Genomic DNA, 25,191 nt, shown 5'->3' on the forward strand with positions numbered 1-25,191 from the left:
CATTCGATGGGCCCGTTGAGGTTTATCCCGATGAGAGCCGTAGGCCGCTTGCGCGTCAGGGGGTTGCCCATGAATGACGTCACGGTCATTGACCGGTTCCTCGATACGTTTTCCCGCTACATCGACTCGGGGTTCGGGCTGCTGCAAGGAGAAGTTGCCTACCTGACCGCCACGCTAGTGGCCATCGACATGACGATTGCCGGCCTGTACTGGGCGCTCGGCCATGCCTCAGGCCAGGGCGAGGATGTCATGGCGAAGCTGATCCGCAAGGTGCTCTACGTCGGTGCCTTCGCCTACATCATTGGCAACTTCAACCGGCTGGCTGGCATCGTCTTCAACTCCTTTGCCGGGCTGGGTCTGACGGCAACCGGCTCGCTCAGCATGGAGAGCTTTCTACACCCCGGGCAGTTGGCTAAGGCGGGTATCGATGCCGGTGCGCCGATCCTAGAGCAGATCGGCAAACTGACCGGCTTCCCCGAGGTGTTCGTCAATCTCGAACCCATCGTTATCCTGTTTCTGGCCTACCTGGTGGTCATTGTCTGTTTCTTCACCTTGGCCGTGCAGCTGTTCATCACCCTCATCGAGTTCAAGCTGACCACGCTTGCCGGGTTCGTGCTGGTGCCGTTCGCGTTGTGGAACAAAACGGCGTTTCTCGCCGAGAAGGTGCTCGGCAATGTGGTGTCCTCGGGCGTCAAGGTCCTGGTGCTGGCCGTAATCGTTGGCATCGGCACAGGTCTGTTCGCCGAGTTCCAGGTACATCCCGACGAGCCTTCCATTGATCATGCGCTGGTCGTCGTGCTGGCGTCACTGGCGTTACTCGCTCTGGGCATTTTCGGCCCTGGCATCGCGACCGGGTTGATCTCCGGAGGACCACAATTAGGTGCTGGGGCCATGGCCGGTGCTGCCCTTGGCACAGCCGGGCTGGCGGCGGGCGTCGGCGCCGCAGCGACCGGTGTAGGCACCGCAGTTGCCGCCGGGGCGCGTATGGCGTCCGGCGCAAAACTCGCAGCAGGCGCGCGCACGCTTGAAGGCCAGTTTGCAACAGCAGGCGGAGGAGCAGCCGCAGGTCACGCGGCTGCACCGAGCAACACCGCAAACGCCTTCACCAATACCAAGGCGCAACCTGCCTGGGCCAGGCGCCTGCAGCAGCGTCAGCAAATCAGCCATGCCGCTACCACCGTTGCGCACACGTTACGCGGCGGTGACGGCGGTGGCTCCGGCAGTGGGCCGAACCTGCGCGATGCAGATGGATAAGGGGGAGTCATGCGCTTCAAACGACCACGTGTGCGCTACGCCGAAACGCCGCAACCTGCTACACCATATCAAGCCGCTGGGCAGGCTTGGGATGAGCGCATTGGCTCGGCGCGCGTACAGGCGAAAAACTGGCGCCTCATGGCCTTTGGCTGCCTATCGCTTGCCCTGCTAATGGCGTGTGGTTTGGTTTGGCGCTCGGCACAGTCCATCGTCACGCCTTATGTGGTGGAGGTCGCTAGCAGCGGCGAGGTGCGGACGGTCGGCGAGGCCGCCATGCCCTACCGGCCATCCGATGCCCAGGTGGCCTACCACCTGGCGTGCTTCGTCACCCTGGTGCGCTCACTGTCGATCGACCCGATTGTCGTTCGGCAGAACTGGCTAGACGCATACAACTACACCACTGATCGCGGTGCCGCCGTGCTCAACGACTACGCACGCAACAAGGATCCGTTTGCCCGCGTCGGCAAGGAGTCTGTCACGGTGCAGGTGATCAGCGTAGTGCGGGCCAGCGATGCTTCATTCAACGTGCGCTGGACCGAGCAGCGCTTCGTCAACGGTGGGTCTGCCGGCACCGAACGCTGGAACGCAGTGATTTCCATTGTTCAGCAGACCCCGCGCACCGAACAACGTCTGCGCAAAAACCCGCTGGGTATTTACGTCAACGGGCTGTCTTGGAGCCGCGAACTGGATGCGTCTGAAGGAGCAAAGCCATGAACCTGTTCTGCCCCGCGGTTACGCTGTCGGCCATCGTACTGGCGTTGGCCGGTTGTGCGACTCAAGGCAAGCCGGCGCCGCGTATCTCGCTCAACGAGCCCGTGCAGGCGCAACCGCTGCCCGAGCCGCCGAAGCCCATCGCAGTCGTCGAGGTACCGCAAGTGTTGCCGATGCCTGCGCAGATGAAACCTCTACCGGGCGCTGCCAATAACCAGACCTCGCCGGAGCCGGCCGATGAGAAGCGACGCGTTACCCAGGCGAACCGCGAGGCCCGAATGCCCCCTACCCGCGAGGGGTACATCAATGCCATCCAAGTCTGGCCGTACAGCGAAGGGGCGCTGTATCAGGTATATGCCGCGCCGGGGCGGGTCACGGTGATCGGGCTGCAGGAAGGAGAGGAGCTGGTGACAGTGGCCGCTGGCGACACCGTACGCTGGATCGTCGGCGATACGTTCAGCGGTGCTGGCGACGCGTTGCGCGTCAGTGTGTTGGTCAAGCCAATACGTTCGAACCTGAAAACCAACCTGGTGATTACAACCAGCCGGCGGACCTACCTGATCGAACTGACCTCTACCGAAAAAGCCTGGATGGCCTCGGTTTCCTGGAATTATCCGAAAGACCGGATGCTGGCGCTGCAGCGTCAGGCACGGGCCGCACAGGTTAGCGCACCGGTCGATGCCGGTCTTTCACTGGAGCGGATCCGCTTTCGCTATGTGATCAGCGGGAGCAACCCACCCTGGCAGCCGCTGCGGGCCTTTGATGACGGCGAAAAGGTCTACATCCAGTTTCCCGCCGGCATCGCTCAGGGCGAACTGCCGCCCATGTTCGTGATTGGCGCGCAGGGCGATGGGCAATTGGTCAACTACCGCTTCCGCTCGCCGTACTACATCGTCGACCGGCTTTTCGGTGCAGCTGAACTGCGCCTGGGGGCAGACAAGGGCGACGTGGTGCGTATCGAGCGTACCGACGGTCTGCCGCGAGGGCGATAAGCATGAGCCAGGAAGACAATCCCGAGCGCTTAGCGCCACCGGTTGATAAGGTCCCGCCGGAAGCGGTGGCGTTGCGCGCTCAGCCACGTCCCGTCAAACGCTTGAGCCGGCGTACTCTGGCAGCGCTTGTAGGTGGACTCGCTGTCGCTGTGCTGGGTGCCACGATCTGGTCGCTGCGGCCTCCGGAGCGACGCGAACGTCACGGCCCGGCCGAGCTATACAACGTCGATCGCGTCTCTCGCTCCGAGGGGCTCGAGAGTTTGCCGACAGACTACTCTCAGCTACCGCCAACATCTTTGGCGCACCCTCCTGAACTGGGGCCTCCGCTTCCGGGCGACCTCGGGCCAGCCATCTTGAAGTTCCAGCGGCCCGCGGTACCCATATACACGCCAGCCGGCCAGGATCCCGCCGAGGCCGAGCGACTGGCGCGATTGAAAGAGGCCGAAGAGGCGGCTGGCTCATCGCTGTTTTTTCAAACCGACAGTCGGCGTTCTGCTTCAACTGCAAACGCCTCGTCAGAGCGAACGGCGCAAGCGTCCATGCTGGCGGCTTTTGATCCGCTGGCGACGGTGTCGAGCTCGGAAGTGGCGCAGCCAACCGATCCGATGGCTGTGCAGAATCGACAGCAGCAGAAGGAACAGTTCCTGCGTCCGGACACCAGGGCCACACGCAACACAGGGGACCTGCAGCTACCGGCATCGCCTTATCAGGTTATGGCGGGCACGGTCATCGCCGGCGCGCTGGTGACCGGCATAAAGTCCGATCTTCCAGGCGACATCATCGGTACCGTGACTGAGCCGGTCTACGACACGGCAACGGGCATCCATGCCGCACGCAACCCGTGCCACTCGGTCGATAAAACGATCCAATGGTGCTGACGGCTCGCTATTGCGACGGACCAAGTAGGTGGTCAGCGTGCTCTGGCCCGCCAGGGGACGGGTGGCGATGTCCGGATTGTGGAGCTCTGAAATTCGCGCCAGGCTGGAGAACCCCAGACCGTAACCGGCGGCTACCAACGCGATCATCAGATCGAGGGTTGGCACACTCTCCGCGATGGTCAGTCTGGGCGCAATAGGCTGTAGTACGAGCTGTAGCTGCTGCCAGAACCCTTCGCAGACTTGAGGCTCACAGAGCACCAATGGGTGCCCGGCGAGTTCCTCCAGTGGAATCTCGCGGTGGGCGAGCAACTGGTGGCGTGCTGGCAGGGTAACGACAAGCGGGTCATGCCATACGGGCACGGCCAGCAGCCCGTCAGCCTGGTTTGCGGTTTGCGACAGACCGACATCGAACAGATCGTCCAGCAGGCCTCTGGTCTGCATTGCAGACGGCACTTCACGCAGGAAGATTTCGATGTCGGGGTCTTCCTCGCGGCACAGCGCGAGCAGGGACGCCAGCCGCAATTGCGGGACGCCGTCGGACAGGGCAATACGTAGCTGACCTTGGTAACCCGAAGCGGCGCCTTTCACGCTCGCTTTGGCCTGTTCTACGACCGCAATGACACGCCGGGCTTCCTGCAACAGGACCGTGCCGGCCCAGGTGAGACGCGTTCGGCGCGTTGTGCGTTCGAACAGCTGCACACCCAAGCGGTACTCCAAGTCCTTGATGGTCCGCGACAAGGGCGATTGCTCCATATGCAAACGTTCGGCAGCCCGTGCGAAATGCAGCTCCTCGGCGACGGCCACGAAACAGCGAAGATGACGAAGCTCCAACTTGCACCTCCGGCTAGGTCAATGGTTGGTTTCAGGTTGGACTGTGCGCGGCCAGGCTCGCTGACGACGAAGGTTGAGAATCTGAAGCAGTGCGCCGAGTAAGGCGATCAAGCCGGCACAGGCGGCCAGCGTCCAGGTGGGCATCTGTAGCAGCAGGACGAAGCCTCCGGCGGCCGCACCTATGGCGCTGCCCAGGTACAGCGCCGATTCGTTGAGCGCGATGGCAAGGTTGCCATCGCCGTGTGCCAGCCTGGCCTGTATCAGTTCGTTGTTCTGCGGTACCTGCAGGGCCCAGCCTACGGCGCCCCATGCCATGATCGGCAACATGACCAGCCATGTGCCGAGCGTGGCCGAAACCGGTAAGAGGAACAAGGAGACCGAGAGGATCACCATAATGGCGAAGACCAGCACGGGCCCCCTGACTCGATCGACAACCGGGCCCACCAGAAAGCTGCCGAGTACGCCGCCGATGCCCCAGATCCAGAGATAAGGCGTTACCGAGCGGACTGCACCGAGTTCCGGGTCGGCGAGCAGTGGAGCGATAAAGGTATACATGCCCAGACTGGCAACGGCAGCTAGTAGGGAAATAAGAAGTATGGTCATCACGTGCCCATCGGCAAGGATCCTGAGCTTTTGTCCCAGGGAGCTGGTGGGCGCCGCTTGCAGCCTCGGCAACATCAATGCCAGGCCCGCAAAAGCTAACAACCCCAGCAAGGTGACGAGCCAAAGTGCAGCTTGCCAGCCGAAGCTGTCTGCAGTTATCAAACCCACTGGAACTCCCAGCACAACGCCGCTCGCCATGCCTCCCATGATGATGGCGATCGACTTTCCGCGCCGCTCGGGCGATGAGAGCGCTGCTGAGGCGCCGATGCCCATGGCGAGGTAGACGCCGGCGCCTATTCCGGCCACGGCCCGCCAGATCACCAGTTCGGCAAAGCCTGCTGCGAGGGCGCTGGCCGCGTTTGCCAGAACGAACAATCCAAGGGCGAACAGCAAACCGGTGCGTTGATGATCGGGTGGGGTCAGCGCAACGAATATCGGCGAGCCAAGGCCATAGGCGAGGGTAAAGGCGGTCACCAGCTGCGCAGCCACAGCGACCGAAACGGAAAAGGAGGCCTCAATTAGGGGAATCAGGCCTGCTGTGACATAGGAGGCCATGCCCAGCGCAAATGCACCGAGTGCGATCAGGTAGATGGGAAGTTGCTTGTTGGGATACGGGGTATTCATAGTATCGCCGCTCCAGGAAGGAGGCTGGACGCGGTCGCTGGACCGCGTCGCGCTGAGTTAAAGATCGAGGCTGACATCCTGTTCGGTCAGCCAGGTGTTCAGGCCAACCGCCAGCTCCATGCCCATTCGGTCGTACATGGGCGAGGTGTCGCCAACGGGTCTCTTCAGGGTGCGCTTGACCTGCGATGCATCGAGAAGGGCTCGCACAGGTGCGTCCTTGTCGGCCATGATCTGGGTGAGTGAGGTGCGAAGCGCCTGCTCGTAAGCAGGATCCTGCGTCGAGGGGTACCTGAGCCTTGGATTTCTCGATCTTGCGTCTGGCTTTGTACAGCGCGCTGCTCTTGCCCAGCTTTTTGTAAGTGCTGCGCCGTGCTGCCACCTACCAAATCACTTCGCGGCCATCATGCTCGGCACGCTTCTCGACGCCGGTATAACCCGCATCGGCGCAGACCACGTTTTCCTCGCCATGCAGCAACTTGTCGACCTGGGTGACGTCCGCCACGTTAGCCGCCGTACCTACCACGCTATGCACCAGGCCCGATTCGTCATCGACGCCGATGTGGGCCTTCATGCCAAAGTAATACTGGTTGCCCTTCTTGGTCTGGTGCATCTCTGGGTCGCGCTTGCCGTCTTTGTTCTTGGTCGAACTCGGCGCATTGATCAGCGTGGCATCGACGATGGTGCCTTGGCGCAGCGACAGGCCACGGTCACCCAGGTAGCCATTGATCACGGCCAGGATGCCAGCAGCCAGTTCGTGTTTCTCCAGCAGGCGACGGAAGTTGAGGATGGTGGTTTCGTCGGGGATACGCTCCAGGCTCAGCCCCGCGAACTGCCGCAGGATGGTGGTCTCGTACAGTGCCTCCTCCATCGCTGGATCGCTATAACCGAACCAGTTTTGCATTAGATGAACCCGCAGCATTGCCATCAACGGGTACGCCGGACGGCCACCTTCACCCTTGGGGTAATGCGGCTCGATCAGGGCAATCAACCCCTTCCACGGCACCACCCGATCCATCTCGATCAGGAACAGCTCTTTGCGGGTCTGCTTGCGCTTGCCGGCGTACTCGGCATCGGCGAAGGTCATCTGCTTCATCAGAAAACTCGGTGGGTGGCGTTCGGCTATTTTGCCAAAATCAGAAAGTCTTTTTCAGACTGTCCCTAGGCAGGTGTAGTTGTGTTCCTGACGACACGTGATACCTTAGCCTAGCGGTTAGTCACCCTACGAAACTCAGCAAAATGCCCGCAGCAACAGCGGAGCCGATGACCCCCGCCACGTTCGGTCCCATTGCATGCATGAGCAAGAAGTTCTGTGGATTCGCCTCGAGCCCCACCTTGTTCGACACCCTCGCAGCCATGGGTACGGCCGATACGCCTGCCGAACCAATCAGTGGGTTGATCTTGTTCGTGCTGAACATGTTCATCACTTTAGCCATCAGCACACCGGCGGCCGTTCCGCCACAAAACGCAACCATGCCGAGTACCAGAATTCCCAGGGTCTTCATCTGCAGGAAGGCTTCGGCAGACAGCTTGGAGCCGACGGTCAAACCCAAGCCGATGGTGACGATGTTGATCAGCGCATTACGCGAGGTATCAGCCAGTCGATCGACCACCCCACATTCACGCAGCAGGTTACCGAAGGCGAACATGCCCACCAGCGGAGCGGCATCCGGCAATAACATGCCAATCATCAGGGCAAGCATCAGCGGGAAGACGATCTTTTCCGCCTGACCGACATGGCGCAGCTGCGTCATCACGATGGCGCGCTCTTCCTTGGTGGTCAGTGCTCGCATGATCGGCGGCTGAATCAACGGAACCAGCGCCATGTACGAGTAGGCCGCCACGGCAATCGGACCCAGCAGGTGCGGTGCGAGCTTGGCGGTAACGAAGATCGAGGTCGGGCCGTCCGCACCGCCGATGATGGCGATCGAAGCCGCCTCGCGCATGCTGAACTCCATACCCGGAATCCCCATCGCTGCCAGCCCCAACGCACCGAGCAAGGTGGCGAAGATACCGAACTGCGCTGCCGCACCGAGCAGCAGGGTCTTAGGGTTGGCCAGCATAGGACCGAAGTCCGTCATCGCCCCCACGCCCATGAAGATCAGCAGGGGGAACACGCTGGTCGGCAAACCCACTTCGTAGAGCAGGTGCAGGATACCGGCACCCTCGGCCATGTTGGCGACCGGAATGTTGGCGAGCAGGCCCCCGAAGCCGATCGGGATCAGCAACAACGGCTCGAACCCCTTGCGAATCGCCAGATAGATCAGGGCAAGGCACACCACGATCATCAGCAACTGGCCGGGCTCCAGGTGATACAGACCGGTGCTGTGCCACAGCTTGAGCAACTTATCCATGCAGCACTCCTTAAGCGATGGTCAGCAGGCTATCGCCCACCGACACCGCGTCGCCGACCTTGACGTTTACACCCGAGACGGTGCCGGCCTTGAATGCACGGATTTCAGTTTCCATTTTCATGGCTTCGAGGATGATCACCAGATCGCCCTCCTGAACCGACTGACCGGGCTGTACGAGCACCTTGAAGATATTGCCTGCCAGCGGTGCCAGCTGAGGCTCACCAGTGCCAGCGGCCGGTGCAGAAGCGGTTGCAGCTGTTGCGCCAGAAGCGTCACCGATCGGCTTGAGTCCCTCGATGTCGCCACCTTCGTTGACCTGTACCACGTACGACTTGCCGTTGACCTCGACGGTGTAAAGCTCGGATACGCCCGCTTCGCGTGGCGCCTGCTCGTTGCCGGTCGGCATCGGCTCGAAGGCGGCGGCGTTGCCGCGGTTCTCGAGAAACTTGAGGCCGATCTGGGGGAACAGCGCATAGGTGAGGACGTCATCGATCTCGTCCTTGGCCAGCTTGATGCCTTTCTCCTGAGCCAGGCCTTTCAGCTCGGCGGTCAGCTTGTCCATTTCCGGCTGTAGCAGGTCGGCGGGGCGGCAGGTGATGACTTGCGCGCCGCCGAGCACGCGTTGCTGCAGTTCGGTATTGAAGGGAGCCGGCGCGGAGCCGTACTCGCCCTTGAGGATGCCGGCGGTCTCCTTGGTGATGGACTTGAAGCGCTCGCCGGTGAGCACGTTAATGACAGCCTGTGTGCCAACGATCTGCGAAGTTGGTGTCACCAGCGGGATGAAGCCGAGGTCTTCGCGGACGCGGGGGATCTCGGCCAATACCTGGTCAAATTTGTCGAGCGCGCCCTGCTCCTTCAGTTGGCCTTCCATATTGGTCAGCATGCCGCCAGGCACCTGCGCGACGAGGATGCGTGAATCAACGCCCCTGAGCGTGCCTTCGAATTTCGCGTATTTCTTGCGTACCTCGCGGAAATAGGCGGCGATTTCTTCCAGCAGTTCCAGATCGAGCCCGGTGTCGCGCTCGGTGCCCTGGAAAATCGCCACCACCGATTCGGTCGGCGAATGCCCGTAAGTCATCGAGAGCGACGAGATAGCGGTGTCTACGTTGTCGATGCCAGCCTCAACGGCTTTAAGGATGGCTGCCGTCGACAGGCCCGCCGTAGCGTGACACTGCATATGGATCGGAATCGACAGGTTCGTCTTAAGGCGCGAAACCAGCTCGAAGGCCGTATAAGGCGTAAGAATACCGGCCATGTCCTTGATCGCGACCGAATCGGCGCCCATGTCTTCGATCCGCTTGGCCAGATCGACCCACATCTCCAGGGTATGCACCGGGCTGGTAGTGTAGGAGATAGTGCCCTGGGCATGCTTACCCTGCTGCTTGACGACACGCAGCGCGGTTTCGAGGTTACGCGGATCGTTCATCGCATCGAAGACGCGGAACACGTCGACGCCGTTGACCGCTGCCCGCTCGACGAATTTTTCCACCACATCGTCGGCGTAGTGTCGATAGCCCAGCAGGTTCTGACCGCGTAGCAGCATCTGCTGACGGGTGTTAGGCATCGCTCTCTTTAGCTCACGGATGCGCTCCCACGGGTCTTCGCCTAGATAGCGAATGCACGCGTCGAAGGTCGCGCCACCCCAGGATTCAACCGACCAGAACCCCACCTGATCGAGCTTGCCGGCAATCGGCAGCATGTCTTCAAGACGGACGCGGGTGGCCAGAATGGATTGGTGGGCATCACGTAGCACCACGTCGGTAATGCCGAGCGGCTGTTTGACAGAACTCATGAGCGAACTCCCTTTCTGATCAACCGCGGCGCGCGCGGTGCTGATGAATAGCGGACTGGATGGCGCTCAACTCGTCGCCATCCAATTCAATAAAGGCAGAAGGGCTCGGCGCTGCATGCATGACCGGAGTCGGCGTTGGCTCGAAGCGACCCACGCAGAACGACATGAGCCGGATGCAATAGATAAGTAGGACAAGAAATACGAAGACAGAACCTAAGCCGAACAGCATAAGTTCGACGCCTTCCCAGAGGAGCTGGTTAGAAGTCATAACGGAAACCGCCTTGTTAGGTTCGAATTAAACAGCGACCACGTCAATCTTCGCCTTGGCCGCGGACTCACGGAACTCAGCGATCTGGTCGAAGCTCAGGTAGCGGTAGACATCGGCAGACATGGTGTCGATCTGTTTCGCGTACTGCATGTACTCCTCGACGGTCGGCAGCTTGCCGGTAATCGAGGCGACTGCAGCCAGCTCGGCAGACGCCAGGTACACGTTGGTGGCATCACCCAGGCGGTTCGGGAAGTTACGGGTCGAGGTAGAGACCACGGTCGAACCGGTCTGGACACGTGCCTGGTTGCCCATGCACAGCGAGCAGCCTGGCATTTCCATGCGCGCACCGGCCTTGCCGTAGATGCCGTAGTAGCCTTCTTCGGTCAATTGGTGAGCGTCCATCTTGGTCGGCGGAGCCAGCCACAGACGGGTCGGAATGCCACCCTTGACCTTGTCCAGCAGCTTACCGGCAGCGCGGAAGTGACCGATGTTGGTCATGCACGAACCGATGAACACTTCGTCGATCTGCTCGCCAGCAACGCTGGAGAGCAGGCGGGCGTCGTCCGGGTCGTTCGGGGCGCAGAGGACTGGCTCTTTCACGTCGGCCAGATCGATCTCGATCACGGCGGCGTATTCGGCGTCCTTGTCGGCTTCCAGCAGGCTCGGCTTGGCCAGCCACGCTTCCATCGCCTGGGCACGACGCTCCAGGGTGCGGGCATCGCCGTAGCCTTCGCTGATCATCCAGCGCAGCAGGGTGATGTTGGAGCGCAGGTACTCGGCGATTGCGTCTTCGGGGAGCTTGATGGTACAGCCGGCAGCGGAACGTTCGGCAGAGGCGTCGGACAGTTCGAAGGCTTGTTCAACGGTCAGGTTGTTCAGACCTTCGATTTCCAGGATGCGGCCGGAGAAGATGTTCTTCTTACCCTTCTTCTCGACGGTCAGCATGCCTTCTTGAATGGCGTAGTAGGGGATGGCATGGACCAGGTCACGCAGGGTGATGCCCGGTTGCATTTCGCCCTTGAAGCGCACCAGTACGGATTCCGGCATGTCCAGCGGCATGACGCCAGTGGCGGCAGCGAAGGCTACCAGACCGGAACCGGCCGGGAAGGAGATGCCCATCGGGAAGCGGGTGTGCGAGTCGCCACCGGTGCCGACGGTGTCCGGTAGCAGCATGCGGTTCAGCCAGCTGTGGATGATGCCGTCGCCCGGGCGCAGAGAGACACCGCCACGGTTCTTGATGAAGTCAGGCAGGGTGTGGTGGGTGTTGACGTCGATTGGCTTCGGATAGGCCGCAGTATGGCAGAAGGACTGCATCACCAGATCTGCAGAGAAGCCCAGGCACGCCAGGTCTTTCAGCTCGTCGCGGGTCATCGGGCCAGTGGTGTCCTGGGAGCCGACGGTAGTCATCTTCGGCTCGCAGTAGGTGCCTGGGCGCACGCCCGTGCCTTCCGGCAGGCCGCAAGCGCGACCGACCATCTTCTGCGCCAGGGTGAAACCCTTGCCGCTGTCAGCCGGGGCGATCGGCATCTTGAACAGGTTGGCCGGACCAAGGCCCAGTTCGGCGCGCGCCTTGTCGGTAAGGCCACGACCGATGATCAGCGGAATACGACCGCCAGCGCGGACTTCGTCCAGCAGTACGTCGGTCTTCAGCTCAAAGGTGGTGACCAGCTCGTCGCTACCGTGGCGGCGCACTTCGCCCTTGTATGGATACACGTCGATGACGTCGCCCATGGCCAGGTTGGAGCAATCGAACTCGATAGGCAGGGCGCCGGCGTCTTCCATGGTGTTGTAGAAGATCGGGGCGATCTTGGTGCCGAAGCAGAAGCCACCCGCGCGCTTGTTCGGCACGTTCGGGATGTCGTCGCCGAAGAACCACAGCACCGAGTTGGTGGCGGACTTGCGCGAAGAGCCGGTGCCGACCACGTCGCCGACGTAGGCGACCGGGAAGCCCTTGGCCTTCAGTGCTTCCATCTGCTTGATCGGGCCTACCGAGCCGGGAACGTCCGGGTTGATGCCGTCGCGGGCCATTTTCAGCATGGCTAAGGCATGCAGTGGGATGTCGGGGCGCGACCAGGCGTCTGGAGCTGGTGACAGATCATCGGTGTTGGTTTCGCCGGTGACCTTGAACACGGACAGGCTGATCTTTTCAGCCAGCGCCGGGCGGTTCTGGAACCACTCGCCATCAGCCCAGGACTGCAGTACGGCCTTGGCGTTGGCATTGCCGGCCTTGGCTTTTTCGGCGACGTCGTGGAAGGCGTCGAACATCAGCAGGGTGTGCTTGAGTTGCTCGGCGGTCACCGCGGACAGCTCGGCATCATCCAGCAGCTCGACCAGGGTGGCGATGTTGTAGCCGCCCTGCATGGTGCCCAGCAGTTCAACGGCGCGTTGCTTGTTGATCAGTGGAGAGGTGGCTTCGCCTTTGGCGATGGCGGAGAGAAAGCCTGCCTTGACGTAGGCAGCTTCGTCGACACCGGCAGGGACGCGGTTGGTGATCAGGTCGACCAGGAAGGCTTCTTCGCCGGCTGGCGGGTTCTTCAATAGTTCGATCAGGCCTGCGGTCTGTTCGGCGTTCAGCGGCAAGCCAGGAAGTCCTTGGCTGGCGCGTTGTCCGAGTAGAATTCGATAAGCTTCGAGCACAATGTTTTCTCATGCAGCCCTGAAAGCAGGCCGGATAGTCGGGTTAATTTGTAAAGCCGAGGGGGCAAAGCAAACCGAGCGTTAAGAATCGAACAGGGCCTATCTTGCAGCCTGCGGCGCTTAAGATGTCGAGGCGAATTCCAAAAATATGAACAAAATATGGATAAACGTACAGAAAGTAAGTTGCATACGGTTCGTTGTCAAACTCAAATTGGTCAAAACAAACCCGGCGTGAATCGAGGGCTGACGTGCGACCCAGCCATCGTGGTGCCGAAGCGGTTGTTTATATTTGCGGACCGGCTGCTCATGAATTCGATGACACTCCCGTTGTTATCGGAAATGGCGCGGACAAGGCGGGGTGCCTGACTCTTAGCTCATGGACTTTTTTCAGCGGCCGGATTGCTTGCCGCAGTGACGTGGATGACCGTCAGACCCGCTACTGTCAGCCTGCGATAAGCGATTTGCCCCATTTGTGAGCGACCAATGAACGCTGGGTTTGGCCAATGACACGCTGCAGCGATCCGAAGCGTTTGCGACGCGCCCAGACGCTCCCACCAACGCCGAAGGTTGCTGGGTCGCCCATCTCAGGTTGGGCTAGCTACACGGACACGTGCATCGCTTCGTCATGCATGCGCTAGCAAATCCCGCTCCGTCTGTTTTCCGTTTTTTATCACCTTGATGGCGACGAACTTGGATGTAGGTGTATGGCTTCCTTCACCGAAGCTTCCTAGCGGCACCAGTGGATTGGTCTCCGGGTAATAGGCGGCGGCCTGGCCCAAGGGGGTGTCGTAGGCGAGAAGGGTAAATCCGCGCACCTTCCGCTCGATGCCGTCGTCCCAGAGCGAGATCAGATCAACGACTTCTCCGTTCTCGAACCCGAGCCGTTGAAGATCGCTTGGGTTGACGAACACAACCTCGCGCATGCCTTTGACTCCGCGATAGCGATCATTCAGCCCATACAGCGTGGTGTTGTACTGATCGTGCGAACGCAGCGTCTGCAAGATAAGGTCCGGCGTTTGGCCGTCGCGGCTGGCCTCTGCCGGCACCAAGTCCAGGGGCAGCGGGTGGTGCTTGAACTGAGCACGACCGCTCGCAGTATTCCAGGTTCGGCGTGCGGCTGCGTTGCCCAGGTAGAAACCGCCGGGCTGCTTGAGTTTGGCATTGAAGTCGGCGAAGCCGGGGATGGTTGCTTCGATCAGTTCCCGAATGCGTGCGTAATCTTCCACTAACCAGTGCCAATCCATCGGATGCTTACCGAGTGTGGCTGCGGCGATGCCAGCGACGATCGCCGGCTCCGAGCGCATCTGTGGCGATAGCGGCTGCAACTGGCCCCAGGAGGCGTGAACCATGCTGAACGAGTCTTCGACCGTCACGGCCTGCGGACCGCTGGCCTGCAGATCGATGTCGGTGCGGCCGAGGCAGGGCAGAATAAGCGCCTGTTTGCCATTGGTCAGATGACTGCGGTTGAGTTTGGTGCTGATCTGTACCGTCAGCTCGCAATTGCGCAGCGCTTCGTGGGTGCGGGGCGAGTCGGGCGTCGCCTGAGCGAAATTGCCGCCCAATCCGATGAACACCTTCGCCTGGCCGGCAAGCATGGCGTTGATCGCTTCGATCGTGTTGTGGCCATGTGCGCGTGGCACGCTGAACGAAAAGCGCTGCTCGATGGCATCCAGCAACGCCGCTGGCGGCCGCTCATTGATGCCCATGGTGCGATCGCCCTGGACATTGCTGTGACCGCGCACCGGACAGGCGCCAGCGCCCGGTTTGCCAAGGTTGCCGCGCAGCAGCAAGAGGTTGGCGATCTCCTGAATGGTTGCTACTGAATGGCGATGCTGGGTGATGCCCATGGCCCAGCAGACGATTGCCCGCTCTGCGTGGCGGTACATCCGCGCAGCCTGTTCGATATCGGCGCGCGACAGCCCCGATTGCCCCTCGATCAGCGACCAGGGTGTAGCGTCGATGACGTTCAGATAGTCATCGAGCCCCTGCGTGTGTTCGTCAATGAAGGCATGGTCGAACACCGCGTCGGTGCCTTGCTGCTGGGCGTCGCGCTCCCATTGAAGAAGAAACTTCGCCATTCCGCGCAACGCTGCCAGGTCGCCGCCGAGGTTGGGACGAAAATAGGCGGTATTGGTCGGTGCATCCTGGTTGCCGAGCATCTCCAGTGGCTTTTGGGGATGTTGGAAACGCTCCAGTCCTCGCTCCTTCAGTGGATTGAAACAAACGACCTGAGCACCGCGCTGCACTGCCTCGCGAAGCGGTTCGAGCATGCGCGGATGGTTGGTGCCGGGGTTCTGGCCGAGCACGAAGATGGCGTCGGCATGAGCGAAATCATCGAAGGTAACCGTGCCTTTGCCGACACCGATGCTGCCGCCGAGCGCGACGCCGCTGGCCTCATGGCACATGTTCGAGCAGTCGGGAAAATTGTTGGTGCCGAACGCGCGGCCGAACAGCTGATAAAGAAACGCGGCTTCGTTACTGGCCCGTCCGGAGGTATAGAACTCCGCCTGATGAGGCGTTTCCAGCCTCTTCAGCTGCTCGCCGATCAGGGCGAAGGCCGCATCCCAGCCGATCGGCAGATAATGATCAGTGTCGGCGTCGTAGCGCATGGGCTGGGTCAGACGACCCTGGTACTCGAGCCAGTAGTCGCTTTGCTCGCGCAATTGGCTGACGCTGTAACGGGCGAAGAATTCGGCATCGACACGTCTTTTGGTCGCCTCCCAGTTCACTGCCTTGGCGCCGTTCTCGCAAAACTTCACCGTATCGTCATGGGGCGAATCTCCCCAGGCACAACCGGGGCAATCGAAGCCGCCGTTCTGGTTGGTTTTCAACAAGGTGCGAATGTTCTTCAGCGCGTTGCCGCTGCCCAGCCATGATTGCGCCACGCTGCGCAGCGCGCCCCAGCCACCAGCGGGACCGTGATAGGGCTGGTAACGAGAGGCAGGCTGGGAACGGGGCGGGCGGCTCATGCTCAATACTCATCTGCGCGTAGGTTCACATCGACCTGCCTGTACCCAGGTAAGGCCGAGCCGTGCGCGATGTGCACCACGACCTGTGGAGCCTATGAGTTCTATGGCAACAGCGTCCAATCGCTATGTTCGATTGCGTTATCGACACGCTTGATCACCGGTTTGGCTCAATCCGGCATGTGGACAGCGCAGAGCATGGCCTCGGCTTCGGCGAAACAGGCTTCGCCGAGTACCGAACGTGGGGCATCGAGGCGAAGAATCAGGCCAAGCGGGGCGAGCGTGCTGGCATCGTCAATAGGCGTCAGGGTCAGATGATCCGCCGATTCACCGAGCCCACTGTCCAGTGGCATCACCGCGCAGCACAGGCCTGCGCTGACCCCTTGCAGCAGATGATGCACCGCGTCGGTTTCCAGTTTAGGGGCGGGATTCAGGCCGCGACTGCGCAACGCATGATCGATTGATTGCCGGAAATGCATGCCGCTCGACAACATGCCGAGCGGCAGCGTCACCAGCGCCTCCCACGTGACAGAGGCACCTGGAAAGCGAAAGTGACGCCGGTCGTGCAGCAACCCCATCCGCGTTTCACCCAGCGGCAGGCTGGCGAAATGCGCCTGGTCGAGACGCTCGAGATAGGAAATACCCAGGTCGAGCTGGTTCCGGTTCAGCCTCTCCAGAATCTGATCGCTGCTCAAGGCAAACAGCTGGAAGTGCAGGCTTGGATGCCGCTCGGCAAATAGAGTCACCAATTGCATCGGATTGAAACCCGCCAGCGGTACCACTCCCAAACGCAGACTACCCACCAGCTGGCCGCGACAGGATGCTGCCTCGGCGTAGAGACCGTCCTGCGCCGCAAGCAGGCTACGGGCCCAGGCCAGAATGCGTTCACCCTCCGGGGTAAAGCCCTCGAAACGCTGACTGCGCGTCACCAGATGCAGGCCCAGCTCATCTTCCAACCCGCGCAAGCGCATCGAAAGCGTAGGTTGAGTGACATGGCAGCGTGCTGCGGCCTGGCCAAAGTGCCGGGTTTCGTCCAGCGCTACGAGAAATCTCAGCTGCTTGATATCCAATGGTGCGTCTCAGACAAGTGGTGGCCGTATCCGCGAGGATTTGCGATCAAAACGCCTACGCGTACCGGCGAAGAAAATATGAACAAAATATTAAAATATGCCTATTTAATGTTGTTTCGTTTTACACCAAGGTCTACTTTGGTCTGAGGCGAGGCGCCCGGATCGGGGACGTCGCCTGGCTGCATCTACAATAACAATACGAGGCAAACATTCGATGGCGACCAGCTCATGGTGGGCTTCGGCCCTTTGCGAATCCGTGAATAATGTAAAGCCTCTCGCCGTGACCTGCGGCGGGGAAGAACTGGTTCTGTTCCGCAACGCTGAAGGGCAGGTCTTCGCCCTGGAAGATCGCTGTCCGCACCGGCGGGTGCCGTTATCGCTAGGCTGCGTCGTGGGTTCCGGGCTGCAGTGTGGCTATCACGGCTGGACGTTCGATGGAGCCAGCGGCGCCTGTACCGCTATCCCGAACCTGAGCGCCAGCGAACGCGTCCCGCAACGCCATGCGGCGCGCGCCTTTGTGGCAAAAGAAAGTAACGGTTTCGTGCATGTATGGGTGGGCGACGGCGAGCCGGACGCCACCCTGCCAAGCGCCGATTACTCCCCTACGGGGCGTGAGTACACGGGAAGCGCCGTCGTCAGCATGACGCACGATGAGTACCTCGCCGTGATGCTGGATGGGCCCAACTGCCTGTTGGGCTTCGACTCAGTGCAAATAACGGATTTCTTCCTGGGCGATCCGCAACTGGTGAACGACCGTCTCGTGCTCGACAGGGGCGCGGTCTGGTCGAGTCAGATCTTGCCGTCGCAGTTCGTGGCTGACTACCCGCTGATCGTTCGCACGGCGGTTCCGCTGCGTGGCGGCACCATCCGGGTGGACCTGCTGAGCCAGGATGAAACGCCGCTCAGCACGCTTTTCATCGGTGCGAGCGCCAACCGACGAGGCACCACCAGCCTCTGTTGGCGCGGCTTCCAGCACACGACCAGCATGGCGGGCGCGCCGTTGCGCTGGCGCGCCTCACGGACTGCAGGCAGAGCGCCGTTCAGCGTGAATGCCACGATCGATGGCTCGGCCATCGCCGCGTTATTGGTCGCACCCTCGCGTGACTTACATGAGTTGCGTCAGCAGATAGTCGTTGAACAACGCCTCGCCGTCTGATCTTCATTCAGCTGAACCCGGAGAATTCCATGCACGCCGCCACGCCTCTTTCCGATGCACAGCCGCAAGCCGCTGCGCGCCGGATTCGCAAAGACTGGACACCGACCAACTATGACCTGCGCGATACCTGGTTCCCGGTATCCCACAGCCGCGATGTCACCGAGCGGCCCATCCGCCGGATCATCCATTCCCAGAGCTATTACCTCTGGCGAAAGGACGGTCGGCCATTTGCGGCCGAGTTTCATCCCGAGCGCCTGCATGCCGAGCGTGCATCATTCACCGAGTTTACCGGCGGTATGGGCTACTACCCGGTTGTCGAGCGTTACGGTTATATCTGGGCCTGGTATGGCAATCCTGATGCGGCCGATTCCTTGCTGCTGCCGCACATCCCGTTTCTGCCGGTTGATGGCAGTCTTCCTGGTTACACCCAGCGCACGGTTCGTTTCGATGCCAGTTCTGCCTTGTCGGTGGAAAACCTCATCGACCTGACCCACGCCGACTTTCTACATGCCAATACCATCGGCGACGGGATATCGGAATCGGACGTGGTGGAAGTGGAGTGGACGTCGGAAACCGTGACACGTACCCGCACGGTCGCGCAGAAGTCCGTCGCGCCAGTGATGCGTTGGGTCGGCGGTGTGCGAGCGAAGTACCAGGACTTCCGCGCCGTGCTGCATATTCATCTGCGCAGCAACGTGTGTATCTCCTATCCGCGCTTTCGTCCGGGTTACGACGTGCCCAATCTGCAGCCATTCCTGCCGGTGGGCAAACACCGCTCGCGCTGCGACGTGACGTTCAACACCACGGCGGCACCTGCACCGTTCCGCTATTTGATGCCGCGCATCAATTACATCATCCAGCCGCAGGACAACTCCGTGGTGCGTCCGCAGAACCAGCGTTATTTCGAGCCGGGTGAACGCATCGACCTGCATTCGCGCTTCGATGCGCCCGGCACTCGTTATCGCTTTCAGATGGAGCAGCTGGCCGAACGTCAGCGCAAGGGCGATTTTTCCTATGGCTCCGATGCCGAACCGGGTCGGGACATCACCCAATTGCTGGGTATGGACGGCTGATACCTCGCCGGCGCGAGGACGTCGAACACGCAATACGCCGACACCGTTGGCAACGACAGGAAGCAGCGTTATGGATTTGGGAATCGCAGGGCGCAGCGCAATTATCTGCGCTTCGTCTCGTGGCCTCGGCAAGGCCTGCGCGCTGGCGTTGGCGCAGGAAGGTTGCCGCGTATTGATCAACGGGCGCGATGCCGAGCAGTTGGAGCGCACGGCGGCGGAAGTCGAGACCGCCACAGGTCACAGGCCGCTTGTCGTGCGCGGCGATCTGAATACCGAAGAAGGCCGAGCCGCCCTGATCGCCGCATGTCCCGCGCCCGACATCCTGATCACCAACAACGGCGGCCCCGCGCCGGGCAGGATCGAAGACTGGGACCATGCGGCCTGGCTGCGGGCTATCGAGGCAAACATGTTGTCGGCAATCTTGCTGATCCAGGGCGTGGTCGGTGGCATGCGCGAGCGGCGCTTCGGACGGATCATCAACATCACCTCGGCCATGGTGAAGTCGCCGCGCCTGCCCTTGGGACTTTCCACCGCCTCTCGGGCAGGGCTGACGGCGTTTTCCAAAGCGTTGTCCAGCGAAGTGGTGCGCGACAACGTGACCATCAACAACCTGCTACCTGAACGCATCGAAACCGACCGCTTGCGCTACATGACCGCGCAGCTGGCCAAGCACAGAAAGCTGAGCCTGGAAGATGCGCGCACCGAGATGCTCAGGCCCGTAGCGGCGCGGCGGTTCGGCAAGCCGGAAGAATTCGCCGCGGCTTGTGCATTTCTTTGCTCGGCTCAGGCGAGCTACATCTCGGGGCAAAACCTTCAAGTGGATGGCGGGAGCTACGATGGCTTGATCTGACGCGGCGGCAAGCGGGCTTTCCAGTCTTCGGGAGGCGTTTCCTCAGCCGCGAAGTCCAGCTCCACTTCCACGCCATTGGGGTCCAGGAAAAACAGCTGCCAGGTACGGACCGCCCCCGGCGCTCTGATGACACGAAATTCGATGCCGCGATCTTCGAGCAGTTGCCATGTCTGCCGCAGCCCTTCGGCCCAAAACGCCATGTGGTCGAGCACGCCGCGGCGGGGCTCTGGCATTCGCTGCACCTGCACCACGTGCAGCAGCGGGTGGCCGTTGGCATAGAGCCACAAGCCAGCCACCGGAAAAGGCGGGCGCGGGCCTTCGGTCAACCCGAGCAGGTCAATGTAGAACTCGCGCGTTGCCTGCAGCTGATCCGTCACGATCGTGAAGTGGTCCATTCGTTCGATCACGAAGCTCTCCCTTGGATGTGGTCGCATCGCATATGAACAGATGCTGGCATCGCGACGCTAGGTAATTGTACATATAGCTGATATCTGTCTATATTCAAGATTCCAACAATAAGAATGACTTGAATGTACGCATCCGATTCTGCTTCACGCCCTGCATCAATCCCTTCCGCTTACGGCACCGCTCGTGACCCTGTCGGCGTCATCTGACGGAGCGCTCGCTGAGCCCTTTCCTACTTCAAGCTGTGGGTCCTGGTGCTGTAGATCGGCATGCACTCATGCCTGACCGGGATGCGCATGGCCGCGCCACTGCAGCTGCTGCAACGCGATATGGATGTCTGGGCGGTCGGCGTGGTGATGGCGATGTTTGCGACCGCGCCGGTATTTCTCGCCCTGACCGCGGGTCGTATGGCGGACCGACACGGCTATCACCGCCCGACACGCATCGCCGCGAGCCTGTCCTTTGCCGGCGCGGTGATCGCCAGTTCGACGAGTCATTACCTGTGGCTTTGTCTGGCTGCCGCACTCTGTGGCGGCGGCTCCAGTTTCGGGTTGATCGCGCTTCAGCGCACGGCGGCGCGCCTGGCGCGTAACGCAGGCGAGCGCATGAAGGTATTCGGTTGGATCGCTATCGCGCCGGCCCTGGCCAGCCTGATCGGGCCTCTGGGAACGGGACTGCTGATCGATCATTACGGTTTTCGCATTGCGTTTGCGGCCCTGGCGATACTGCCCCTCGGTACGCTGCTGCTATCGCAGTGGGTGCCGCGCGAACAGATGGCCGCCCCGGTATCGCGCGAGCAGCGACGCCCTGCATGGGATCTGCTGCGCGAGCCGTCGTTTCGCCGATTGTTATTCATCAACTGGCTGGTGTCGGCCAGCTGGGATGTGCATTCCTTCGCCTTGCCGATTCTGGGCAATGCCCGGGGCATGAGCGCCTCGGTGATCGGCGCGATCCTCGCCGCCTACGCCGTAACCTCGACACTGGTGCGGCTGCTGTTGATACCGCTACTGGCCAATCGTCTGTCGCAGCGCTCGATCATCTTGAGTGCCCTGCTGCTCACCGCAGCGGTGTACGCCATCTACCCCTGGCTCGGCCCCGCCTGGGCGATGGCCCTGGGAACCGCCACGCTGGGTGTTGCGCTGGGCACCATTCAGCCTGCGTTGATGACACAACTGCACCATGTAACCCCCAGTGCGCGTCACGGCGAAGGGCTGGCGGTGCGCTCGGTATTTATCAATTGTTCCGGAGCCAGCATGCCGCTGCTGTTCGGCGTGCTGGGCGCGGCGCTTGGTGCCGCGTCACTGTTCTGGTTGATGAGTGGCGTGCTGCTGGCGGGGGTAGCTGGCAGGCGCGTCGGCTAGGCTCTGCCGGGGGATAGCCAAGTAGGCTGCAAAAAATCGTACGAAGTTAGTGCAAATAAACAATTTATAGGATTCTGTATAAAAACTATCAGTCTGACACTGGAATCATCCTGGTTCATGCACTAGCTTCTTAATTCGCCGAACGAGGCCGGGCACGGTTTCGCTCCGGCGTAGAACAGCAGAACAGCAGAACAGCAGAACAGCAGAACAGCAGAACAGCAGAGCAGCAGAACAGTGAAACATTGGAACAATAACAAGACACCCAGAGGTGCTTATGAGTGATTCAACATTGCACGGCCTACGTGTTGTCAACCTGGGTTCTGGTATCGCGAGCTCTGCGGCGGGGTTGCAGCTATGTGAGGCAGGAGCCGAGGTGATTCTGGTCGAACCGCCCGACAACCCGGCTCGGCGCGAGGAAGCGCTGTTCGCGGTGCTCAATCGGGGCAAGCGCAGTGTCACGCTGGATATCAACGTGCCGGACGGGCAGCAGCGGCTCGAACGGCTGCTGGCCGCGGCCGACGTGCTTATTCACGAATTCACTCCCAAGCAGGCCGCGACGCTGGGGCTCGACGATGCACAGCTGGCGCAGCGCTTTCCTGCGTTGATCGTTTCGGCCATTACCGGCTGGCCGAAGAAGCATCCACTGGCTGGGGCAGTGCCACGTGAAACGCTGGTGCTGGCACGCCTGGGCCTGCTCGACGAACAGCCGGGCCACCGCCCTGGGCCGGTCTTCGTGCGCATGCCCTTTGCCAATTGGCTGGCAAGCTGGCTGTGTGTGGTGGGCGTGATGGCGCGGTTGATCGCGCGTGATCGTGATGGCCGTGGCGGCGCCGCGCACACCAGTCTGGCTCAGGCCGCGCTGGTCCCGATGACCATGCACTGGAGCCGCGCGCAAACACCGACGCCGGTATTCGCCAAGGGGCTGGACAAGCACATTCCGATCCCGCTGCACCAGTGCGCCGACGGCCGCTGGATTCATGTGCATTACTCGCCGGATAAAGCCCCATTGATGGCCAATGCCATGGCAGAACTGGGCGAGGCGGAAGTCGCCCGGCTCAATGCGCAATGGCCGCCGAGCCACGTGGCGCCGAATTTCGGAGCCAACCGGGCCATCATCGCCACGCGGCCCGCTCATGAGTGGGTCGAGCATTTCTGGCAGCACGATGTTTCGGCGCAGATTGCCGCGCCCTTCGGCGACATCTATTTCGATGAGCAGGCGCGACTGAACGGGTATGTGGTCGAAGTGGAAGACGCCACGCTCGGCAAGACGCTGCAACCGGGGCCAGCCTGGATGATCACCCCACCGGCACGCATCGGCCGTTCCGCACCTCAGCCCGGCGCGGACAATGACAGCGACTTCAAGGACTCGCCAACGCTGCGTCTGGTTCCGGGCACTGGGCGTCAGGGCGAGCCGTTGCCTCCTTTGCATGGTCTCAAGGTGCTCGACTTGGGCGCCTATCTGGCTGGGCCGTTCGCCTGCATGATGCTGGCCGATTTGGGCGCGGAGGTGATCAAGGTCGAGGCCCCGACCGGCGATGCCATGCGCCGACTGGAGCGCATTTTCAGTGGGACTCAGCGCGGCAAGCTGGGCGTAGCGCTAAAACTCGGCGATGAGCTGAGTCAACCGGCGGTCGAGGCGCTGGTGCGTTGGGCCGATGTGGTCCATCACAACATGCGCCTGCCGGCGGCACGCAAGCTGAAGGTCGATTACGACAGCCTCAAGCGGATCAATCCGCAACTCATTTATTGCCACGTCAGCGCTTACGGACCCACCGGACCACGTGCCGATTGGCCCGGCTTCGACCAGTTGATGCAAGCCTCTTGCGGTTGGGAAGTGGAGCAGGGCGGTGCCGGCCAACCGCCGATGTGGCTGCGTTTTGGCGTTGGTGATTTCTTTGCAGGACTTTCTTCGTTGTACGTTCTGCTGTTGGGGCTTTACCAGCGCGCGCGGACCGGTGAAGGGCAGATGGTGAACGCGTCGTTGCTTGGCGCGACCTTGCTCACCATGAGCGAAGCGGTGGGCCGTGAGGACGGCAGCGTCACGCCCATCGCGCATTTGGACGCCAGCCAGACCGGCCTTTGCGACACGCACCGGCTGTTTTGCTGCAATGACGGTTGGATCGCCGTGGCGGCGCTGGAACCCGAAGAAGCGCAGCGTTTCCGTGCGCTGGCCGGAGCGGACCCCGAAACGTATTTCGTCGGGCGGACCCAGGCCGATGCGCTGTCATCCTTGAGCGCACAAGGCGTGCCCGCCGAAGCCGTTCTCGAGGCGCAGCTCGACCCCTTTCTCGACAACCCCGACCACGCCGCGGCTGGCTTGCATACCCACTATCAACATGCGGTGTACGGCGAGCTGCAACAGATTGGCGCGTTCTGGGATTTCGGTGATCTGCCGTTGTCGCTGGATCGTCCGCCGCCCGCCCTCGGCCAGCACAGCCGCGATGTACTCGGCGGGCTTGGCTTGGAAAACAGCGAACTGGAACGTCTGGCCGCGGCCGGTGTGGTTCGGCTGTAAGCAATTGATGCACGAAGGCGGCCCACTCCGGCCGAAGTCAACGATGAACCCGACCCGATCGTTCGATCGCGGGTTGGGTTGAACACACAGGAATAACGCATGAACGAATTGGATTTCAGCGGCAAGACGGTGCTGGTCGTCGGTGGCTCCAGCGGCATCGGTAACGGCATCGCGCAGAACTTCCGTCAACGCGGCGCCGAGGTGCACGTCTGGGGCACTCGTCCGAGCGCGCAGGATTACGCCGACTCGGCGGATTCGCATCTTGAAGGGCTGCACTACGTGCAGGTCGATGTCTCCAACGCCAGCCTGATCGAGGCGGCGATCGTGCCGTTCACTCGCCTCGACGTGCTGGTTCAGGCGCAAGGTACAGTGCTGTACGACCGTCAGGAATTTCTCACCGACGGCTTCAAGAAAGTCGTCGATATCAACCTCACCAGCCTGATGGTTTGCGCGCAGAAGTTCTTCGAACTGCTGAAGGAATCACGAGGCGCGATGCTCATCGTCAGCTCGGCCGCCGCCTTCCATTCGACCCGCGGCAATCCGGCCTACAACGCCTCCAAGACCGGCGCTTTCGGTTTGACGCGCACGCTCGGCGAGGCTTGGGCGCGTGAGGGAATCCGTGTCAACGGCATCGCGCCGGGCCTGGTGGAAACCAAGCTCACGCGCATCACCACGGAACACCCCAAACGTCTCGAAGGTGCGCTTCGTGGTATCCCGCTGGGCCGCCTCGGCACCCCGCAGGACATGGCCAACGTTGCGCTGTTCCTGGCTTCGCCGCTGGCTGGCTACATGCTGGGTCAGACCCTGTTGGTCGACGGCGGCATGCTGCTCGCTTGAGCGCCACTCATATTTTT

General features: G+C 61.4%; 19 protein-coding genes and 2 pseudogenes. 10 read left to right on the forward strand and 11 right to left on the reverse strand.

The features are described 5' to 3' along the window. Nucleotides 1-69: 69 nt before the first annotated feature. The 4 genes and pseudogenes from trbL to ACYCFC_RS06640 form a co-directional block, all read left to right on the forward strand. Entirely contained in the window at nucleotides 70-1,254 is a 1,185-nt protein-coding gene (trbL, locus tag ACYCFC_RS06625) for a P-type conjugative transfer protein TrbL (RefSeq protein WP_126190224.1), read from the forward strand. 9 nt (nucleotides 1,255-1,263) lie between these two features. Then, nucleotides 1,264-1,968 carry a conjugal transfer protein TrbF gene (trbF, locus tag ACYCFC_RS06630; protein ID WP_126190225.1) on the forward strand — a complete coding sequence of 235 codons (705 nt, stop codon included), beginning with the start codon at nucleotides 1,264-1,266 and terminating at the stop codon, nucleotides 1,966-1,968. Continuing rightward, nucleotides 1,965-2,957, forward strand: a complete 993-nt coding sequence (trbG, locus tag ACYCFC_RS06635; RefSeq protein ID WP_126190226.1) for a P-type conjugative transfer protein TrbG — start codon at nucleotides 1,965-1,967, stop codon at nucleotides 2,955-2,957. Before trbF ends, trbG begins: the two co-directional genes overlap by 4 nt. 605 nt (nucleotides 2,958-3,562) lie before the next feature. Next, a pseudogene (locus ACYCFC_RS06640) lies at nucleotides 3,563-3,727 on the forward strand (TrbI/VirB10 family protein); the annotation flags it as partial. Here the strand turns inward: ACYCFC_RS06640 and ACYCFC_RS06645 are convergent. From ACYCFC_RS06645 to ACYCFC_RS06690, 10 genes and pseudogenes are all read right to left on the reverse strand, one after another. Next, nucleotides 3,647-4,666, reverse strand: a complete 1,020-nt coding sequence (locus ACYCFC_RS06645) for a LysR family transcriptional regulator (protein ID WP_459653480.1) — start codon at nucleotides 4,664-4,666, stop codon at nucleotides 3,647-3,649. The pseudogene ACYCFC_RS06640 and the gene ACYCFC_RS06645 sit on opposite strands and share 81 nt — an antisense overlap. 18 nt (nucleotides 4,667-4,684) lie before the next feature. Further along, a complete protein-coding gene (locus tag ACYCFC_RS06650) occupies nucleotides 4,685-5,893 on the reverse strand; it encodes an MFS transporter (protein ID WP_459653481.1) in 1,209 nt (402 codons plus the stop codon). Between the two features lie 57 nt (nucleotides 5,894-5,950). Further along, nucleotides 5,951-6,100 (reverse strand): hypothetical protein, encoded by a 150-nt coding sequence (locus ACYCFC_RS06655; RefSeq protein ID WP_459654038.1) that lies wholly within the window; start codon nucleotides 6,098-6,100, stop codon nucleotides 5,951-5,953. A gap of 79 nt (nucleotides 6,101-6,179) precedes the next feature. Continuing rightward, nucleotides 6,180-6,986: pseudogene (locus ACYCFC_RS06660) on the reverse strand (IS5-like element ISPst7 family transposase); the annotation flags it as partial. Between the two features lie 121 nt (nucleotides 6,987-7,107). Continuing rightward, a complete protein-coding gene (locus ACYCFC_RS06665; RefSeq protein WP_313314363.1) occupies nucleotides 7,108-8,244 on the reverse strand; it encodes a sodium ion-translocating decarboxylase subunit beta in 1,137 nt (378 codons plus the stop codon). Nucleotides 8,245-8,254: 10 nt separating this feature from the next. Further along, nucleotides 8,255-10,036 (reverse strand): sodium-extruding oxaloacetate decarboxylase subunit alpha, encoded by a 1,782-nt coding sequence (gene oadA / locus ACYCFC_RS06670; protein WP_459653482.1) that lies wholly within the window; start codon nucleotides 10,034-10,036, stop codon nucleotides 8,255-8,257. 19 nt (nucleotides 10,037-10,055) lie between these two features. Then, nucleotides 10,056-10,304, reverse strand: coding sequence for an OadG family protein (locus ACYCFC_RS06675; protein WP_131647862.1), 249 nt, complete (start codon nucleotides 10,302-10,304; stop codon nucleotides 10,056-10,058). Nucleotides 10,305-10,331: 27 nt separating this feature from the next. Continuing rightward, nucleotides 10,332-12,941 (reverse strand): bifunctional aconitate hydratase 2/2-methylisocitrate dehydratase, encoded by a 2,610-nt coding sequence (gene acnB, locus ACYCFC_RS06680; protein WP_459653483.1) that lies wholly within the window; start codon nucleotides 12,939-12,941, stop codon nucleotides 10,332-10,334. A 623-nt stretch (nucleotides 12,942-13,564) separates the two neighbouring features. Then, nucleotides 13,565-15,910, reverse strand: a complete 2,346-nt coding sequence (locus ACYCFC_RS06685; RefSeq protein ID WP_181101640.1) for an FdhF/YdeP family oxidoreductase — start codon at nucleotides 15,908-15,910, stop codon at nucleotides 13,565-13,567. Nucleotides 15,911-16,077: 167 nt separating this feature from the next. Further along, a complete protein-coding gene (locus tag ACYCFC_RS06690) occupies nucleotides 16,078-16,977 on the reverse strand; it encodes a LysR family transcriptional regulator (protein WP_459653484.1) in 900 nt (299 codons plus the stop codon). Between the two features lie 214 nt (nucleotides 16,978-17,191). On the opposite strand from ACYCFC_RS06690, the gene ACYCFC_RS06695 reads away from it, so the two are divergent. From ACYCFC_RS06695 to ACYCFC_RS06705, 3 genes are all read left to right on the forward strand, one after another. Continuing rightward, a complete protein-coding gene (locus tag ACYCFC_RS06695) occupies nucleotides 17,192-18,133 on the forward strand; it encodes a Rieske 2Fe-2S domain-containing protein (RefSeq protein ID WP_131647870.1) in 942 nt (313 codons plus the stop codon). A gap of 29 nt (nucleotides 18,134-18,162) precedes the next feature. Continuing rightward, nucleotides 18,163-19,206, forward strand: a complete 1,044-nt coding sequence (locus tag ACYCFC_RS06700) for an aromatic ring-hydroxylating dioxygenase subunit alpha (RefSeq protein WP_042926810.1) — start codon at nucleotides 18,163-18,165, stop codon at nucleotides 19,204-19,206. Nucleotides 19,207-19,276: 70 nt separating this feature from the next. After that, entirely contained in the window at nucleotides 19,277-20,056 is a 780-nt protein-coding gene (locus ACYCFC_RS06705) for an SDR family oxidoreductase (protein ID WP_042926808.1), read from the forward strand. Here ACYCFC_RS06705 and ACYCFC_RS06710 read toward each other — a convergent pair. Continuing rightward, nucleotides 20,038-20,463, reverse strand: coding sequence for a VOC family protein (locus tag ACYCFC_RS06710; RefSeq protein ID WP_042926807.1), 426 nt, complete (start codon nucleotides 20,461-20,463; stop codon nucleotides 20,038-20,040). The genes ACYCFC_RS06705 and ACYCFC_RS06710 overlap by 19 nt on opposite strands. 294 nt (nucleotides 20,464-20,757) lie before the next feature. On the opposite strand from ACYCFC_RS06710, the gene ACYCFC_RS06715 reads away from it, so the two are divergent. From ACYCFC_RS06715 to ACYCFC_RS06725, 3 genes are all read left to right on the forward strand, one after another. Next, nucleotides 20,758-21,822, forward strand: a complete 1,065-nt coding sequence (locus ACYCFC_RS06715; RefSeq protein WP_459653485.1) for an MFS transporter — start codon at nucleotides 20,758-20,760, stop codon at nucleotides 21,820-21,822. Between the two features lie 274 nt (nucleotides 21,823-22,096). Further along, entirely contained in the window at nucleotides 22,097-24,337 is a 2,241-nt protein-coding gene (locus tag ACYCFC_RS06720) for a CoA transferase (RefSeq protein WP_459653486.1), read from the forward strand. 99 nt (nucleotides 24,338-24,436) lie between these two features. Next, nucleotides 24,437-25,174 (forward strand): SDR family NAD(P)-dependent oxidoreductase, encoded by a 738-nt coding sequence (locus ACYCFC_RS06725; protein ID WP_459653487.1) that lies wholly within the window; start codon nucleotides 24,437-24,439, stop codon nucleotides 25,172-25,174. Nucleotides 25,175-25,191 lie beyond the last annotated feature (17 nt).

It is taken from the genome of Stutzerimonas sp. NM35, from assembly GCF_054604355.1.